The organism is Kitasatospora sp. NPDC036993 (genome assembly GCF_055607525.1).
In genome coordinates this window covers 171,555-185,868 of sequence record NZ_JBVJRP010000016.1, presented here as the reverse complement: position 1 = coordinate 185,868, position 14,314 = coordinate 171,555, and the positions used below count along the sequence as shown (strand labels likewise).

The following is a 14,314-nucleotide window of genomic DNA, read 5'->3' as shown; positions in this document are numbered from 1 at the left end:
CGGTGCCGTGTCGTCCCGCAGCGCGGCCCGGAATCTCACGCTCGCGCCACCGGACGGGCCAGATCGAGCAGCATCACATCGTGCCGAGCCGCGCCCTCCCACGGTATCGCCGACCCGACGCGCGTGTAGCCCCACGCCCGGTAGGACGCCTGGGCCGCAGTCGCCTCCGGTCGGGCATTCAGCATCACCCGGGCGTTGTCGATTCCGTCGATGAGGACGCGATGCATGCGAGTGGCGATCCCCTGGCGGCACCACCGGGGCCGGACTGCCAGCTCGAAAAGACCGAACGTTCGCCTTCCGTCCTCATCCCTGAGATCTCCGGGCACTGGATCGACCAGGGTGTCCCACCATCCGGTGTTGGCCGACAGCGGGTAGCCGTACGCCATGCCCACAGCGGAGTCACCGTCGAAGGCGATCACGGCCCGGAACCCCCGCCGACGCACCTGCGACCGGAACCGACGAAACGCCCGCTCCACGTCGCTCGGCCCCTCGCCGTACGGAGGCTCCGCGAACGCCTCCGCGAACACTTCCTTCAACTGGCCTTCCAGCTCGGCCGTCTGCCTGCCATCCAAGAGCCGAATCACCGGCACCCGGCCGTCCTCGCGCACCACCACCCCCGCGACGGACTCCGAGTGGAGCGGCGGCGGCATCCCCACCTCCTGTGGGTCTCGCCTCGCGGTATCGCTGGTCACACAGCCGGCTTCGAACGGCTGCCGAGGGTAGGACGAAGCACGTCGAGGACATGGATCCAATTGAAGCTCCTCAACGCAGCAGACCGAGGAACGGGATCGTTCATCCGAGCGGAACCTGGGCGAACGACTGCCACTCGTACATCCGCTCATCGCGGCCGAGGACGATGAGCTCGGCGGACGCGACGCGAGCGGTCGCCGGGTAGGAGGTGACTCCCGCCAGAGCGTCGATGGCGGGCTGAGCGACTCCCGTGGCGTTGGAGTAGGCGACGGAGACGTGCGGCCGGAACCCGTCCGCCGCCTCCGGGACCTGCGGCCAGACGTCGGCAATGGCGGCGCGGATGGCCGAACGGACAGCGCGGACCGGATCGGCGGGAGCAACGGTGAGCAGCAGAGCCTCGGGGGTGACCATCGCGGGACCGAGAGCAAGCTCGAAGGCGGGGATCTCGGCCAGCCGGCGGCCGACGGCGTCGGCGATGGCTCGGGCGTCGTCCTCCTCCACCTCGTCGACGAAGCCCAGGCCTTGCATGGTGAGGTGGAGCCAACGGTCAGGGACCGGATCGAGGCCGGGCACATCCGCCAGAGCCCGGCGGTAGTCGGCTGCGAGGCGGTGGAGGTCGCGTGCGCCGTCGAAGGTGAGGTGCCAGGTGTAGAAACGGCGGCCCTCGGCCCAGCCAGGCCGCCACCACCAGTGGTTCGCCATCCGTTCGGGGGTGTCAGTCATGGTCGTTGATCCAAGCACTGGTTGCGGTCCCCGGGGAGAGGGCGCGTGCGGCTTCGCGAACGGCGGTCTGAACCGCATCCTGGAGACGCAGACCGGCGGCGCTGTCTCCCATGGGGGAGGCAGCGGTGTCGCGTGCGAGGTCGCGCAGGCGTCGGCGGACGGGAGCAGTGCGGTGTTCGATCGGCATGGCCAGCACCGGGGCGATGGCATCGAGGACGCCCTCAGGGTCGCGGGCGAGTAGGTTCGCACCGGCCCGGGTGATGTGCAGCTGGGCCTCCGTGCCGTAGGCGCGCACGCGCTGCTGCTGAAGTGCGGCGAGTCCACGGTCAGCGTGGCTGAGGGCGTCACGGGCGGACCCGGCACGCAGGTACACCGCCGCACTGTAGTTCGCGTGACGCCCGGTCTGGCAGCTGAAGAGTCCGCCGACCTGGTCGTTGAGCACGCTGGAGCGGTCGAGGGATGCCGCGTCCTCGGCATCACCGATCGCGATCAATGCCTGGGCGCGGGCACCGGCCTCCGCCCAGGCATCGGCAAGCTGGCACTGGAGAAGAACGGCAACCGTCCCAGCGGCCCGGTAGTCGACACCGCGCTGGGCCTGCTGGACGGCCTGACGGAACTCGCCGTCCCAGAAGGCGAGTTTGCTGCGGGTGGAGCAGACCCACGCGTGCAGGGCGAGGTCGTCGGCGTTGTCGGCGCACAGCAGGGCGGCGCGCGCGTGGGTCTCGGCCTGGGCACGGTGTCCGAAGTCGCTGGTCATCCAGGCGAGCATCGCGAAGAGGTAGCCGGCGATGGTGAACAATTCGCGTCGCTGCTGCGGGCGTTGGTGCCCGTAAAGCAGGTCCCAGACGCGGTTGAGCTGGAGCTTGGTCTGCCGGAAGACACACAGTGGATCGTCGGCCATCAGATACGCGGCCGCGAGGTACTGGGTGTCGGCGGTGAACTGTTCGAGGGCGACGGGCCCACAGTTGGTGACCTCCGCCCATTGCGCCCACTGCGCGGATTCCCGAGCGGCGGCCCGGACGAGGTCCGCGCCCGTGAGTTCGGCCGGCGGTTCCGGCGGCGGCGCCGGCTGTGCGGCCTGGCGAGCGACGATGGCGGCCGTAGGGGTGGGCTCGGCTTGGTGACGCAGGATCCGCAGATCGGATTCGGTGAAGGACTGACGATCGTCCAGGTCGAGAAGATCGTTCGCCGTCGCCCCGTAGAGGTCCGCGAGGACGGTGAGCACACGCGGGGTGACCCGGCGTCCGGACGGCGCCGGCCACTTCTCCCACTTGCCGAGCAGGGAGGCATCGGCGCTGGGGCCTGCGTCACCGGCGAGGTCATTGAACCGGTCGGCGGCCTCTTGAGTCGTCCAGCCGTGTGCATGCCGCCATGCCTCGCGAGGCCGCACGCCGAAACGGGCGCGCATCTCGGCGGCGATGACGGAGACGGGGGCGTTGGTGGCGATGAGCGCCGAGCGAACAGCATCGCGATCCTGCTTGGAGCCCGGCTTGGGACGTGGGGGCATTCTGGCCTCCCGAAGGTGCGGGGTGCATGGGCGTGATCACCTCACGGTAGCGACCCGTTCACGCCATAGGGGTCACAGCGCGCGATTCCGATAAGCCGCGCTGTCCGGAACCAGGTCGGATCTCCGCCGCTCGGGCAGGTCAGGAAGGTAGCTGCATGTCCGGAATTGTCGGACGCTGCCGCCCGTGACCAGGGTGACTCGTGAGCGGGACCGTAGAACCTGCCAACGACGAGCACTCTCCAGGCAGGCCATGATGACGCCCGATCTCGCTCACCCGGTCCCGTACTCCCCCGAAGCGGGACGGCACCTCCCCCGGCGACCGGGAGACGCTGCGGAAACCTGTCGTCCCCGCACGTTCGTCGCGCGCCTCGACTCCCGCACCGAGTCCACGCCCCTGGCCCGCTACCTGCTCCGGGCCTACCTCGCCGGGCTGCCCTCCGGCGACCGCTACCGCGACACCGCCGAACTCCTCCTCACCGAACTCTTCGCCAACGCCGTCCAGCACTCCGACGCCCCCGACGACTGCCACATCGAGATCCACATGTCCCTGGCCGACTCCCGCCTGCGGCTGGAGGTCCACGACGCCGACACCAACCACCCCGTCCTCCGCACCCCGACCCCCGCCGACGAGCACGGGCGCGGCCTCTTCCTCGTCGACGAACTCGCCGAACGCTGGGGCTGCGCCCACCGTCCCGGCGGCATCGGCAAGTTCATCTGGGCCCTCATCGCCCCCGTCCCCGCCTCCACCCTCGCCTGAAAGCCACCCCACCCATGAACCTCGCCACCCTGGCCCGGCACGCCCTCTCGCGCGGCCGCACCCCCGCCGACACCTACGCGCTCCTCGCCCGCCGCACCCGCAAGCCCCTCCCCTCGGCCCGCGCCGTCTGCCTCGCCCTCACCATCCCCCTCGCCGAGACCACCCGCCGCCTCACCGACTGCTACCACGCCCTCCTCGCCGACCCCCGCCCGAACTCCGAGACCGACACCGGCGAACTCCTCGAAGCCCTCGGCGTCTTCGACGTCCCCAAGTCCCTCACCGACACCGAACTCACCATCGTCGACCACCTCCTCACCGCCATCGACGCCCACGGCAGCCTCCGCCCCGGCCACCACCACGGCCTCCACCGCTGGTTCACCACCGGCAACCTCACCACCGCCTACCTCTCCCTCACCACCACCCACCCCCTCCCCCGCACCGGCAACCCCACCACCTACTGGACCACCCTCACCACCGCCGGCGAACTCCTCACCACCACCCCCAACCCCGACCCCCGCACCACCTACGCCCTCACCCACTGCCGCACCCAAGCCGCCAAGCACCAGAAGTCGACCCCGCCGACTTCCAGCGCGCCCATCCCGTAGCCGGGGTGCGTCAGTGCCCTACTTACAGCGGCGCCACAGGGCGGCCAGGTCATGCGGACGGGTTCGGGCTCCCTGCCCGCACACGCCGACGGCCCGGTTCCCCCGCACGGGGGAACCGGGCCGTTCGTGACACCGGGATGCCGGTCAGATCTGGATGCCGGCCATCCGCTTCCACTCGTACGCGCCGGTCTTCACCTTGAGGCCCAGCTCGCCCTCGAAGTCCTCGTGCAGGGTCAGCCCGGCGAGTTCGGCGGCGCGCTTGCCCACGGCGTAGCTGGGGGCCACCTGGTCGCCCCAGGCGCCGTCCGCCCCGACCACAACGATCCGGGTGGCCACGGAGCCGACGTACTCGACGACGGCGTCGCCGCCCCCGTGCTGCCGGGCGAAGCTGGTCAGGTGCTTGGCGATGCGCTTGGCACGGCGCTCGGCACGGGCGTCCGGCGCGGCGGCGGTGACGGTCTCTGCGCTGCTCATGCCCCGCATGCTACCCACCGGTAGAGCCGCTGGCGACGGGAGCGCCCTGTGCACCGGGCCACATACTGGGAAGGTGACCTTCAACGGCTGGCCGGCCGAGGCGCTCGACTTCTACGAGCACCTGGAAGCCGACAACTCGAAGACCTTCTGGCAGGCCCACAAGGAGCAGTACGACGACGCCGTACGGGCCCCGATGGAGCTGCTGCTCGCCGAGCTGGAGCCGGAGTTCGGGCCGGGGAGGATCTTCCGCCCCAACCGCGACGTTCGCTTCAGTGCCGACAAGTCCCCGTACAAGACGCACATCGGCGCGCACCTGGAGGCCGGCGGCTACATCCAGCTCTCCGCCGACGGCCTGGCCTGCGGCAACGGCATGTACCAGCTCGCCCCCGACCAGCTGGACCGCTACCGGGCCGCCGTCGCCGAGGACGTCGGCGGCGCCGAGCTGGAGCGGGTGATCGCCCGGGTGGAGCGGGCCGGCCCGCGGGTGGCCGGCCGGGACTCCCTCAAGTCGGCCCCGCGCGGCTACCCCAGGGACCACCCCAGGATCGGGCTGCTGCGCCACAAGGGCCTGGTGGCCTGGCAGGAGTGGGAGCCGGAGAAGTGGCTGGGCACCCGCGCCGCCCGCACCCGGATCACCGGCTTCCTGCGCGCCTCCCAGCCGCTCAGGGACTGGCTGGACGACCACGTCGGCCCCTCCGAGCTGCCCGCCCGGTAGAGCCCGCCGGCGCCCGGAACGCGGAAGAGCCCCGGTCCGCCTGGACCGGGGCTCTTCGCGTAAGCCTCTACTTGACGAACGGGTCGACCGCGCAGACCACCATCAGCAGCGACAGGTAGGTGATCGACCAGTGGAACAGCCGCATCTCCTTGAGCTTCGCGCCCACGATGCCCGCCTTGGCCCGCCCGTACAGCGCGTGCGCCTCGCGCAGCCAGAACCCGCCGAGCAGCACCGCGGCGACGGGGTACAGCCAGCTCATGTGCCCCACCGGCCAGAGCGCCAGCGAGACCGCCACCATCACCCAGGAGTAGATGACGACCTGCTTGCCGACCGCCACGTTGCCCTTGACCACCGGCAGCATCGGCACGCCGGCCCGCTCGTAGTCGTCGCGGACCTTCATCGACAGCACCCAGGTGTGCGGCGGCGTCCAGAAGAACACCACCAGGAACAGCAGCACCGCGGCCCAGGACACCGTGTTGGTCACCGAGGACCAGCCGACCAGCACCGGCATGCAGCCGGCGATGCCGCCCCAGACGATGTTCTGCGAGGTGCGCCGCTTGAGCCCCAGCGTGTAGACGAACACGTAGAACAGCAGCGCGCCCAGCGCCAGCCAGGCGGACAGCCAGTTGACCCCGAAGCCCAGCAGCAGGGTCGAGACGACCGCGAGCACGATGCCGAACACCAGCGCCTCGCGCGGCGACACCATCCCGGTGACGATCGGCCGGCGCTCGGTGCGCGACATGACCGCGTCGATGTCCCGGTCGATGTACATGTTGAGGGCGTTGGCGCCGCCCGCCGAGAGGTAGCCGCCGACGACGACCTTCAGCACCAGCAGCATGTTCGGCACGCCCTGCTGGGCCAGGAACATCACCGGCACGGTGCTCATCAGCAGCAGCTCGATGATCCGCGGCTTGGTCAGTGCGACGAACGCGCCGACACGGGCCCCGAGCGGCCGGTGCGCAGGAGTCGCCCCGGTGACCCCGGCGGGACGGGTTTCGACGGCGGTCACTAACACCCCAACTGAAGATGAATCCTCGCAGGCGTCCACAGGAACGAAGGGTCCCGAATCGTCCGCTCTGCGCGTACCACGACACCATAGACGTTCCATATATCCCATCCGGCTCCGGGGTCCCCCGGCGAGGCGGAACGCACACCCCCGGGTGAACCGGGTCGGACGAGGCCCCGAACGGCTCCGGCCGGGCCCGGCTAGCCCGTCCTGGCCACCGGAGCGGCGCGATGCCGCAAATCGGGAGAGTCTGGACAAAAGCGGCCAGACAGCCCTAGCGGGAATCACCCTGCGGAAATGCCGGTTGTCTCAGCACGGAGGGTGAGCCGCGGCCCGGACGGTAGGCTCGCACGCAGAAGCGGGATCTACCCTCCGTGACCGGCACCACCCAGCGTCGGGACCACAGCGCCGTGGCCGACCCGGTCCCCATTCACGGGGTCACTCTTCACAACGGAAGGAGCCCTGAGACAGGGTGAGCACTGCGCCGACGAACGCATTCGAGTGGACCGATCTGGATGAGCGCACGGTTGACACTGCGCGGGTCCTGGCCATGGACGCCGTCCAGAAGGTCGGCAACGGACACCCCGGGACGGCCATGTCGCTGGCCCCGGCGGCGTACCTGATCTTCCAGCGGTTCCTGCGCCACGACCCGACGGACCCGTCCTGGGTCGGACGCGACCGCTTCGTCCTCTCCCCCGGGCACACCAGCCTGACGCTCTACACCCAGCTCTACTTCTCCGGCTACGGCCTGGAGCTGGACGACCTCAAGGCCTTCCGGGTCGGCGGCAGCCGCACCCCCGGCCACCCCGAGCACGGCCACACCGCCGGCGTGGAGACCACCACCGGGCCGCTCGGCCAGGGCATCGCCAACGCGGTCGGCATGGCGATGGCCGCCCGCTACGAGCGCGGCCTGTTCGACCCGGAGGCCCCGGCCGGCGAGTCTCCCTTCGACCACACCATCTGGGCCATCGTCTCCGACGGCGACCTGGAGGAGGGCATCTCCGCCGAGGCATCGTCGCTGGCCGGCCACCAGAAGCTGGGCAACCTGGTCGCCCTCTACGACGACAACCACATCTCGATCGAGGGCGACACCGAGACCGCCTTCTCCGAGGACGTCCTCAAGCGCTACGAGGCGTACGGCTGGCACGTCCAGCGGGTGACCCCGAAGTCCAACGGCGACATCGACGTGGCCGCCCTGGCCGAGGCGCTGGCCGCGGCCAAGGCCGAGACCGCCCGCCCGTCGATCATCTCGATGCGCACGATCATCGCCTGGCCGGCCCCGGACGCCCAGAACACCGCCAAGGCGCACGGCTCCGCGCTCGGCGCCGCCGAGATCGCCGCCACCAAGAAGGTCCTGGGCTTCGACCCGGAGAAGACCTTCGAGGTCAGTGACCAGGTCATCGAGCACGCCCGGCTGGTCATCAAGCGCGGCAAGGCCGCCCGCGACCAGTGGCAGCAGGGCTTCGACGCCTGGCGCGCCGCCGCCCCGCAGCGCGCCGCCGAGTTCGACCGGATCCGGGCCGGCGAGCTGCCCGAGGGCTGGAAGAAGGCCGTTCCCGCCTTCCCGGCCGGCAAGGACGTCGCCACCCGCAAGGCCTCCGGCGACACCCTCAAGGCGCTCGGCGCGGTGATCCCCGAGCTGTGGGGCGGCTCGGCCGACCTCGCGGAGTCGAACCTCACCACCATCGACGAGGACAGCTCCTTCCTCCCCGAGGGCAACCCGCTGAAGTCTGCGAGCCCGTACGGCCGCACGATCCACTTCGGCATCCGCGAGCACGCCATGGGCTCGACCATGAACGGCATCGCCCTGCACGGCGGGACCCGGGTGTACGGCGGCACCTTCCTGGTGTTCGCCGACTACATGCGCCCGGCCGTCCGCCTGGCCGCGCTGATGAAGCTGCCGGTCACCTACGTGTGGACGCACGACTCGATCGGCCTCGGCGAGGACGGCCCGACCCACCAGCCGGTCGAGCACATGGCGTCGCTGCGCGCCATCCCCGGCCTGTCCATGGTCCGCCCGGCCGACGCCAACGAGACCGCCGTCGCCTGGCGCACCGTCATCGAGCGCCAGACCAGCCACCCCGGCCCGGTCGGCCTGGCCCTGACCCGTCAGGGCGTCCCGACCTTCGACCGCGAGGTCTTCGGCTCCGCCGAGGGCACCGCGAAGGGCGGCTACATCCTGGCCGAGGCCTCCACCGGCGACCCGCAGCTGATCCTGCTCGGCACCGGCTCCGAGGTCCAGCTGGCCGTCCGGGCCCGCGAGGTGCTGGAGGCCGAGGGCATCGCCACCCGCGTGGTCTCGCTGCCGTCCTTCGAGTGGTTCCAGGAGCAGGACCAGGCCTACCGCGACAGCGTGCTGCCGCCGTCGGTCAAGGCCCGGGTGTCGGTCGAGGCCGGCATCGCCCAGGGCTGGCGCGAACTGGTCGGCGACCACGGCCGGATCGTCTCGCTGGAGCACTTCGGTGCCTCCGCCGACTACAAGGTGCTCTTCGAGGAGTTCGGCATCACCGCCGAGCGCGTGGTGGCCGAGGCCCACAACGCCCTGCGCTCCCTCGAAGCCGTCAACCGCTAGCGGCACCCGGCCGGGGCCGCCGACCGCACATCGGCGCCCCGGCCCCTTCGACTACCCCACGAAGCAGAAGAACAAGGGACTGAAGCACCATGACTGACGCACTGAAGCGCCTCAGCGACGAAGGCGTTGCGATCTGGCTGGACGACCTCAGCCGCACCCGGCTGAACTCCGGCAACCTGGCCGAACTGGTGCAGAACAAGCACGTGGTGGGCGTCACCACCAACCCGACCATCTTCCAGAAGGCCATCGCCGGCGCCGGCGACGACTCCTACGACGGCCAGCTGCGCGACCTCGCCGTCCGCAAGGTCACCACCGACGAGGCGATCCGCATGATCACCACCTCGGACGTGCGCGACGCGGCCGACGTGCTGCGCCCGGTCTACGACGCCTCCAACGGCCGCGACGGCCGGGTCTCCATCGAGGTCGACCCGCGCCTGGCGCACGAGACCGCCGCCACCGTGGCCGAGGCCAAGCAGCTGTGGTGGCTGGTCGACCGCCCGAACGTCTTCATCAAGATCCCCGCCACCAAGGCCGGCCTGCCCGCGATCGGCGAGGTCATCGGCCGGGGCATCAGCGTCAACGTCACGCTGATCTTCTCGCTGGAGCGCTACAAGGCCGTCATCGACGCCTACCTGACCGGCCTGGAGGCCGCCAAGGCCAAGGGCCTGGACCTCTCGCAGATCGAGTCGGTCGCCTCCTTCTTCGTCTCCCGCGTGGACAGCGAGATCGACAAGCGCCTGGACAAGATCGGCGGCGGGGCCAGGGACCTGCGCTCCAAGGCCGCGCTGGCCAACGCCCGCCTCGCCTACCAGGCGTACGAGGAGGTCTTCGGCAGCGTCGACGGCAGGACCGCGGGCAGCTCCCGCTGGCTCGCCCTGGAGGCCGCCGGCGCCAAGCCGCAGCGCCCGCTGTGGGCCTCCACCGGCGTCAAGGACCCGGCCCTGCCGGACACCCTGTACGTCACCGAGCTGGTCGCCCCCGGCACCGTCAACACGATGCCCGAGGCCACCCTGGACGCCACCGCCGACCACGGCGTGGTCACCGGCAACACCATCGTCCCCAACTACGCCGACGCCAAGGCCGTGCTGGACGCGATCGCCGCCGCCGGCGTGGACTACGACGACGTCGTCCAGCTCCTGGAGGACGAGGGCGTCGAGAAGTTCGAGCAGTCCTGGAACGAGCTGCTCGACACCGTCACCGCCTCGCTCGCCTCCTTCGCCGACGAGAAGTGACCCCTGCTCACAGCCAGCGCACGAAAGCGGAGCCCATCAAGTGAGCACTGATTTCCCCGAGCTGACGCCGGAGTCGGACGCGGACGACCTCCCGCCCGCCCCCGTCAACCCGCTCCGTGACCCCTCCGACCGACGGCTCCCGCGCATCGCGGGGCCGTCCGGTCTGGTCATCTTCGGGGTCACCGGCGACCTGTCCCGCAAGAAGCTGATGCCGGCCATCTACGACCTGGCCAACCGCGGTCTGCTTCCGCCGGGCTTCTCCCTCGTCGGCTTCGCCCGCCGCGAGTGGGACGACGAGGACTTCGCCAAGGAGGTCCACGACGCCGTCCGGGACCACGCCCGCACTCCCTTCCGGGAGGAGGTCTGGCAGCAACTCGCCAAGGGCATGCGGTTCGTCCACGGAACCTTCGACGACGACGACGCCTTCGACAAGCTGCGCGCCACCATCGAGGAGCTGGACAAGGCCCAGGGCACCGGCGGCAACTTCGCCTTCTACCTGTCCGTCCCGCCGAAGTTCTTCCCGACGGTCGTCCAGCAGCTCAAGAAGCACGGCCTGGCCGACCCCCCGCAGGGGTCCTGGCGCCGCGCCGTCATCGAGAAGCCCTTCGGTCACGACCTGGAGAGCGCTCAGGAGCTCAACAAGGTCGTCCACGAGGTCTTCCCCCGGGACGAGGTCTTCCGGATCGACCACTACCTGGGCAAGGAGACGGTCCAGAACATCCTGGCGCTGCGCTTCGCCAACCAGATGTTCGAGCCGATCTGGAACCGGTCGTACGTCGACCACGTGCAGATCACGATGGCCGAGGACATCGGCATCGGCGGCCGGGCCGGCTACTACGACGGCATCGGCTCCGCCCGTGACGTCATCCAGAACCACCTGCTCCAGCTGATGGCGCTCACCGCCATCGAGGAGCCCGCCTCCTTCCACCCGAAGGCGCTGGTGGCCGAGAAGCTCAAGGTGCTCAGCGCCGTCAAGCTCCCGGCCGACCTCGGCCGGCACACCGTGCGCGGCCAGTACGCCACCGGCTGGCAGGGCGGCGAGGAGGTCGTCGGCTACCTGGACGAGGACGGGATCGACCCCGCCTCCAAGACCGACACCTACGCGGCCATCAAGCTGGAGATCAACAACCGCCGCTGGGCGGGCGTCCCGTTCTACCTGCGCACCGGCAAGCGCCTGGGCCGCCGGGTCACCGAGATCGCGGTCGTCTTCCAGCGTGCCCCGTACCTGCCCTTCGACTCCTACGCGACCGAGGAGCTGGGGCAGAACGCCCTGGTCATCCGGGTCCAGCCGGACGAGGGCGTGACGGTGCGGTTCGGCTCCAAGGTGCCGGGCACCTCCTTCGAGGTCCGGGACGTCACGATGGACTTCGCCTACGGCGAGTCCTTCACCGAGTCCAGCCCGGAGGCGTACGAGCGGCTCATCCTCGACGTGCTGCTCGGCGACGCCAACCTGTTCCCGCGTCACCAGGAGGTCGAACTCTCCTGGCAGATCCTCGACCCGATCGAGAAGTACTGGGACACCCACGGCAAGCCCGCCCAGTACGCGGCGGGGACCTGGGGCCCGGTCGAGGCGGACGAGATGCTCGCACGAGACGGCAGGAGCTGGCGCCGCCCATGAAGATCGACCTCACCAACACGACGTCCAGCAAGATCAACGGCGCGCTCATGGAGGCCCGCCGGGCCCGGGGCTCCGGCGCCGCCGGCATGGTGCTCACCCTGGTGATCGTGACCGACGAGGGCAGCGCCTACGACGCCCTCAAGGCCGCCAACGACGCCTCCCGCGAGCACCCGATGCGCACCCTCGCGGTGATCAAGCGCGCCGGACGCTCGCCCCGGGCCCGCGCCGAGACCCGGCTGGACGCCGAGATCCTGGTCGGCTCGGACGCCGGGTCCGGCGAAACGGTTGTCCTGCGGATGCACGGCGAACTCGCCGCGCACGCCCAGTCGGTGGTCCTGCCGCTGCTGCTGCCGGACGCCCCGACCGTCGTCTGGTGGCCGGACAAGGCGCCGCTGCACCCGGCGCAGGACCCGCTGGGCTCGCTCGCCCAGCGCCGGATCACCGACGCCGTCACCGCCGAGTCCCCGGTGGGCCAGCTCGCCCAGCGCGCCCAGAGCTACTCCCCCGGCGACACCGACCTGGCCTGGACCCGGATCACCGGCTGGCGCTCGATGCTGGCCGCCGCGCTGGACCAGCGGCCGTCCACGGTCGTCTCCGCGGCGGTCGAGGGCGAGTCCTACAACCCCAGCGTCGAGCTGCTCGGCCTCTGGCTGACCAACCGGCTCCAGGTGCCGGTCGAGCGGGTCGTCACCGGCGGCCCCGGCATCACCGCGGTGCACCTGCGCACCAAGGACGGGGACATCACCCTGGACCGCCCGGACGGCCTGATGGGCACCCTGTCCATGCCCGGCTCGCCGGACCGCCAGGTGGCGCTCAAGCGGCGCGAGACCTCGGAGCTGATCGCCGAGGAGCTGCGCCGGCTGGACCCGGACGACATCTACGCGACGGCGGTGCGCACGCCCGTCGACCGGCTGCACGAGCCGGTCAACGACGAGACCGCGGCGGCCGAGAAGATCGCCCGGGAGGTCGCCGAGGAGGCCGTCGAGGAAGCCGCCGAGGCGGCCGTGGCCAACCCGGACCGGGTGACCGCCGAGGCGGGCGTGAAGAAGCCCGCCAGGAAGGCCGCGGCCAAGCGCACCGGCAAGGAAGGCGCATGACCAACGCGACCCCGCAGCTGGTCGTCCACCGGGACAAGGAGCTGATGGCCCAGGCCGCGGCGGCCCGGCTGATCACCCGGATCGTGGACGCCCAGGCCGCCCGCGGCATCGCCTCGGTGGTGCTCACCGGCGGCCGCAACGGCAACGCCCTGCTGGCCGCGATCGCCGCCTCCCCGGCGCGCGACGCGGTCGACTGGGGCCGGCTGGACCTCTGGTGGGGCGACGAGCGCTTCGTGCCCGCCGCCGACCCGGACCGCAACGCCGTCCAGGCCCGCGCCGAACTGCTGGACGCCGTCCCGCTCGACCCGGCGCGGGTGCACGAGATGCCCGCCGCGGACGGGGTGGACGGCTCGGGCGTGGAGGCCGCCGCGGCCCGCTACGCCGAGGAGCTGGCGGAGGCGGCCGGCCCGGGCGAGCGCAACGGCGTCCCGGCCTTCGACGTGCTGCTGCTCGGCGTCGGCCCGGACACCCACGTCGCCTCGCTCTTCCCCGAGCACCCGGGCGTGCGGGAGACCGAGCTGACCGTGGTCGGCGTGCGCGGGGCCCCCAAGCCCCCGCCGACCCGGATCTCGCTCACCCTCCCGGCGATCCGCTCGGCCCGCGAGGTCTGGCTGCTGGCCGCCGGCGAGGACAAGGCGGGCGCGGTCGCGCTGGCCCTGTCCGGCCCCGGCGAGATCCAGGCGCCCGCCTCCGGCGCGTACGGCCTCAGCCGCACCCTGTGGCTGCTGGACCGCGCCGCCGCGGAGCGGATCCCGCCGCAGCTCTACCCGCCGGCCTCGGCCTGACCGGCCCCGGCAGCGCCGAAGGGCGCCACCGTCACTCGACGGTGGCGCCCTTCTCGCTGTTCTGCCGGGGCGGGCCCGGGACCCTTCCGCTCAGATCTCACCGCGGAGCTTCGCCAGCGCCTCGGCCAGGATCGCCTCGCCGTCGGCGTCGGTGCGCCGCTCACGCACGTAGGCGAGGTGGGTCTTGTACGGCTCGTTGCGCGAGGGCGCCGGCGGGTTGTGCTGGTCCTGCCCGGCCGGGAAGCCACAGCGCGGGCAGTCCCACGTCTCCGGGATCGCCGCCTCGGCGGCGAAGCTGGGACGGGTCTCGTGCTTGTTCGCGCACCAGAAGGAGATCCGGTTGCGCGGAGCGGACTCGCCGCGCTCCGCCTCGCCCATCGGGCCGGCCCCGACCCTGCTGCCACGGATGGCATTGCCACTTGCCACGGTCTGACTCCCTGCGTACTGGTGCGCCGACCCGCCGCGGTGCGCGTCGGTGGCGAAAGTCGTCCTAGTGTAAGCAGGTGTTAAGCATCCGCCACCATCGCCTCCGC

At 71.4% G+C, this 14,314-nt stretch carries 14 protein-coding genes; 8 read left to right on the top strand and 6 right to left on the bottom strand.

Annotation, left to right across the window (positions count from 1 at the left end; genetic code table 11):
- Positions 1–35: 35 nt before the first annotated feature.
- The 3 genes from ACZ7C5_RS29685 to ACZ7C5_RS29675 form a co-directional block, all read right to left on the bottom strand.
- Positions 36–650, bottom strand: a complete 615-nt coding sequence (locus ACZ7C5_RS29685) for a GNAT family N-acetyltransferase (RefSeq protein ID WP_470323803.1) — start codon at positions 648–650, stop codon at positions 36–38.
- Positions 651–792: 142 nt separating this feature from the next.
- Positions 793–1,413 (bottom strand): 2'-5' RNA ligase family protein, encoded by a 621-nt coding sequence (locus ACZ7C5_RS29680; RefSeq protein ID WP_401089969.1) that lies wholly within the window; start codon positions 1,411–1,413, stop codon positions 793–795.
- Entirely contained in the window at positions 1,406–2,920 is a 1,515-nt protein-coding gene (locus ACZ7C5_RS29675) for an XRE family transcriptional regulator (protein WP_401089967.1), read from the bottom strand. Before ACZ7C5_RS29675 ends, ACZ7C5_RS29680 begins: the two co-directional genes overlap by 8 nt.
- A 250-nt stretch (positions 2,921–3,170) precedes the next feature.
- On the opposite strand from ACZ7C5_RS29675, the gene ACZ7C5_RS29670 reads away from it, so the two are divergent.
- Together ACZ7C5_RS29670 and ACZ7C5_RS29665 are read left to right on the top strand one after the other, a co-directional pair.
- Complete coding sequence (locus tag ACZ7C5_RS29670) at positions 3,171–3,677, top strand: ATP-binding protein (protein ID WP_401089965.1); 507 nt, start codon at positions 3,171–3,173, stop codon at positions 3,675–3,677.
- Between the two features lie 14 nt (positions 3,678–3,691).
- Complete coding sequence (locus ACZ7C5_RS29665; protein ID WP_470323802.1) at positions 3,692–4,282, top strand: hypothetical protein; 591 nt, start codon at positions 3,692–3,694, stop codon at positions 4,280–4,282.
- 144 nt (positions 4,283–4,426) lie between these two features.
- Here the strand turns inward: ACZ7C5_RS29665 and ACZ7C5_RS29660 are convergent, their stop codons facing one another.
- Positions 4,427–4,756 (bottom strand): hypothetical protein, encoded by a 330-nt coding sequence (locus tag ACZ7C5_RS29660; RefSeq protein WP_470323801.1) that lies wholly within the window; start codon positions 4,754–4,756, stop codon positions 4,427–4,429.
- Between the two features lie 73 nt (positions 4,757–4,829).
- Between ACZ7C5_RS29660 and ACZ7C5_RS29655 the strand changes: the two genes are divergently transcribed.
- Positions 4,830–5,471, top strand: coding sequence for a DUF2461 domain-containing protein (locus ACZ7C5_RS29655; protein ID WP_401089961.1), 642 nt, complete (start codon positions 4,830–4,832; stop codon positions 5,469–5,471).
- Positions 5,472–5,538: 67 nt separating this feature from the next.
- Here the strand turns inward: ACZ7C5_RS29655 and ACZ7C5_RS29650 are convergent, their stop codons facing one another.
- Positions 5,539–6,486, bottom strand: a complete 948-nt coding sequence (locus ACZ7C5_RS29650; RefSeq protein WP_401089959.1) for a heme o synthase — start codon at positions 6,484–6,486, stop codon at positions 5,539–5,541.
- 463 nt (positions 6,487–6,949) lie between these two features.
- On the opposite strand from ACZ7C5_RS29650, the gene tkt reads away from it, so the two are divergent.
- The 5 genes from tkt to pgl all read left to right on the top strand — a co-directional run bounded on the left by tkt (position 6,950) and on the right by pgl (position 13,781).
- Entirely contained in the window at positions 6,950–9,049 is a 2,100-nt protein-coding gene (gene tkt / locus ACZ7C5_RS29645) for a transketolase (protein WP_470323800.1), read from the top strand.
- 89 nt (positions 9,050–9,138) lie between these two features.
- A complete protein-coding gene (tal, locus tag ACZ7C5_RS29640) occupies positions 9,139–10,281 on the top strand; it encodes a transaldolase (RefSeq protein WP_401089956.1) in 1,143 nt (380 codons plus the stop codon).
- A 61-nt stretch (positions 10,282–10,342) separates the two neighbouring features.
- Positions 10,343–11,899: a glucose-6-phosphate dehydrogenase gene (gene zwf, locus ACZ7C5_RS29635; RefSeq protein WP_401090020.1), complete on the top strand. Its 1,557-nt coding sequence runs from the start codon at positions 10,343–10,345 to the stop codon at positions 11,897–11,899.
- On the top strand, positions 11,896–12,996 hold the full coding sequence (gene opcA / locus ACZ7C5_RS29630; protein WP_401089954.1) for a glucose-6-phosphate dehydrogenase assembly protein OpcA: 1,101 nt from the start codon (positions 11,896–11,898) through the stop codon (positions 12,994–12,996). Before zwf ends, opcA begins: the two co-directional genes overlap by 4 nt.
- Complete coding sequence (pgl, locus tag ACZ7C5_RS29625) at positions 12,993–13,781, top strand: 6-phosphogluconolactonase (RefSeq protein WP_401089952.1); 789 nt, start codon at positions 12,993–12,995, stop codon at positions 13,779–13,781. Before opcA ends, pgl begins: the two co-directional genes overlap by 4 nt.
- A 90-nt stretch (positions 13,782–13,871) precedes the next feature.
- Here the strand turns inward: pgl and ACZ7C5_RS29620 are convergent, their stop codons facing one another.
- Complete coding sequence (locus tag ACZ7C5_RS29620) at positions 13,872–14,159, bottom strand: RNA polymerase-binding protein RbpA (RefSeq protein WP_223245297.1); 288 nt, start codon at positions 14,157–14,159, stop codon at positions 13,872–13,874.
- Between the last annotated feature and the right edge of the window lie 155 nt (positions 14,160–14,314).

Bases quoted from the DNA above. Each gene is read 5' to 3' on its own strand.
- opcA (WP_401089954.1), top strand. From the start codon at position 11,896: ATGAAGATCGACCTCACCAACACGACGTCCAGCAAGATCAACGGCGCG.
- tal (WP_401089956.1), top strand. From the start codon at position 9,139: ATGACTGACGCACTGAAGCGCCTCAGCGACGAAGGCGTTGCGATCTGG.
- ACZ7C5_RS29620 (WP_223245297.1), bottom strand. From the start codon at position 14,159: ATGGGCGAGGCGGAGCGCGGCGAGTCCGCTCCGCGCAACCGGATCTCC.
- pgl (WP_401089952.1), top strand. From the start codon at position 12,993: ATGACCAACGCGACCCCGCAGCTGGTCGTCCACCGGGACAAGGAGCTG.
- ACZ7C5_RS29670 (WP_401089965.1), top strand. From the start codon at position 3,171: ATGATGACGCCCGATCTCGCTCACCCGGTCCCGTACTCCCCCGAAGCG.
- ACZ7C5_RS29680 (WP_401089969.1), bottom strand. From the start codon at position 1,413: ATGACTGACACCCCCGAACGGATGGCGAACCACTGGTGGTGGCGGCCT.
- ACZ7C5_RS29675 (WP_401089967.1), bottom strand. From the start codon at position 2,920: ATGCCCCCACGTCCCAAGCCGGGCTCCAAGCAGGATCGCGATGCTGTT.
- ACZ7C5_RS29685 (WP_470323803.1), bottom strand. From the start codon at position 650: ATGCCGCCGCCGCTCCACTCGGAGTCCGTCGCGGGGGTGGTGGTGCGC.
- ACZ7C5_RS29665 (WP_470323802.1), top strand. From the start codon at position 3,692: ATGAACCTCGCCACCCTGGCCCGGCACGCCCTCTCGCGCGGCCGCACC.
- ACZ7C5_RS29660 (WP_470323801.1), bottom strand. From the start codon at position 4,756: ATGAGCAGCGCAGAGACCGTCACCGCCGCCGCGCCGGACGCCCGTGCC.